Annotated in this window: 1 protein-coding gene; it reads right to left on the reverse strand. The window is 66.7% G+C overall.

Translation table 11 applies throughout. The features are described from left to right. Nucleotides 1–1,171 (reverse strand): Ig-like domain-containing protein (locus KBX53_RS33290; RefSeq protein WP_210863824.1); only part of this gene is annotated, 1,171 nt, incomplete at its 3' end. Nucleotides 1,172–1,280: the final 109 nt, after the last annotated feature.

Raw genomic sequence — 1,280 nt, forward strand, 5'->3', positions numbered from 1 at the left:
CCGGCAGGGCGCTGCCCCGGGCGAACTCGTCCCAGCTCACGTTCCAGGCGGTCCAACCGTTGCCCGGCTGCAGCTCCACCTCGGTGCCCTTGACGGTGATCAGGTCACCGACCTGCGTGACCCCCATCAACCAGTCGGCCGCCGCAGCGGAGACGTTCGCGCAACCGTGCGACACGTTGGTGTTGCCCTGGTCCCCCTCCGACCAGGGGGCGGAGTGGATGAACTCGCCGCCCCAGGTGTAGCGCTGGGCGTCGTCGACGTCGACCACGTAGCCACCGTTCGGCTCGCCCCGGGTGTCGAAGGTGGTCCGCTCGTGCTTCTCCATGATCACCATCTTGCCGCTGGAACTCGGCGTGCTCGGCTTGCCCAGGCTGACCGGGATCCGGCGGATCTGCTTGCCGTCGCGCAGCACCGTCATCTGCTTGGTGGCATTGTCGATCTCCAGCGAGACCTGTCGCCCGATCTTGGAGGTCGCGGTCCGCTCGGCGTCACCGACCTTGTCCTTGCCGATCGGCAGACCCTCCAGACCGGCCCGGACGCTGATGGTGGTTCCCGGCTTCCAGAAATCGGGCGCCCGGTAATAGACCTGAGTGCCGTCGGCCAGCCACGACCAGGTGCCCGGCTGCGGCGGATTGGTCTTTACGAACAACCGCCGCTGCACATCCGCTCTGGCCTCTTTCGGAATTCCCGGGTCGAACGCCACCGTTACCGGCATCGCGGTGCCGTACGTCCGATTACCGTTGAAATAGAGTGTGCTGGTGATCTGCGGTTTGGTCGATTTGGCCATCGTGGTGAAGGTGGTGCTGCGCGTGGTGGTGGCACCGGAGTCACCGGTCGCGGTCACCTCGGCGGTGTAGGTCCGCTTCGGCTGCAGCGGAGCGTTCGGCACCCAGCCGGAGCCGTCCTCGCGCGGCTCGGCGTTGACCTGCTTGCCCTTGTCGTCGGTGAGGCGTACGGCGGTGACCCGCCCGCCCTTGACCACGGTGCCCACCTCGGCGCTGACCGGGACGTCCCGGGCCTTGTCCCCCGGTGTCACGGCGAGTTCCGGTGGGGCGGCGTGCTTCTTGGCCGAGCCGGTCGCCGACTCCCGCTCGGCGGTGCACGCACCCAGGACGAGTGGTGCGGCTGCGATGGTTACGGCCAACAGCGTCAATCGCCGCCTAGACGTCATGTTTCAGTCCCCCCGTTTCGACTTCCCTCCGTCACATTCTCGCTTGCCCGAGTGGGCCATTAGCGGTTTCGGAAATAATTGGCCGCGCATTTATCGACGCATTTTCCGA

It is taken from the genome of Micromonospora sp. M51 (assembly GCF_018070305.1).
GTDB lineage: Bacteria > Actinomycetota > Actinomycetes > Mycobacteriales > Micromonosporaceae > Micromonospora > Micromonospora parva.